This is a genomic window from Kocuria cellulosilytica, from assembly GCF_040981245.1.
GTDB classification, from domain to species: Bacteria; Actinomycetota; Actinomycetes; order Actinomycetales; family Micrococcaceae; genus Kocuria; species Kocuria cellulosilytica.
The window spans coordinates 1-524 of sequence record NZ_JAVFWZ010000138.1 but is presented as its reverse complement, the minus strand read 5'-3'; the positions used below and the strand labels follow the sequence as shown (position 1 = coordinate 524).

1 protein-coding gene is annotated in these 524 nt (G+C 69.3%); it reads right to left on the bottom strand.

Features of this window, described 5'->3' with window-relative positions; all coding sequences use genetic code 11:
• Window positions 1-524: M1 family aminopeptidase (locus RCG67_RS17375; protein ID WP_368828066.1), on the bottom strand; the 524-nt coding region annotated here is incomplete at both ends.

The window sequence follows — 524 nt, the reverse complement described above, 5'->3', positions numbered from 1 at the left end:
GTGGTCGGCAGCTGGTCCTGCTGGTACGCCCAGGCCTTGCGCCGGTCGGCGAACGCGATCCACGCCTCCTCGAAGTCGGTGGCCTGCACGGACGCGTGGGCGCCCATGAACTCCGCGAACGACTCCTTCAGCCACAGGTCGTCCCACCAGCGCATGGTCACGAGGTCCCCGAACCACATGTGGGACATCTCGTGCATCAGGGTGTTGGCCCGGCCCTGGTGCTGGGCCCGGGTCGCCCCGTCGGGGAACAGGTACTCCTCGGTGAAGGTCACCAGGCCCGGGTTCTCCATCGCCCCGAGGTTGTACTCGGGCACGAAGGCCTGCTCGTACTTGCCGAACGGGTAGGGGTGGCCGAACAGCTCGGTGAAGAACGTCAGCCCCTGGCGGGTGAGGTCGAACAGCTCGCGGGCGTCCAGGTGCTCGGCCAGCGAGGCACGGCAGTACAGGGCCAGCGGCACGCTCATCCGGCTGCCGTCCTCGAAGGAGTGCCGCCACTCGCCGGCCACCCGGTGGTACGGACCCGC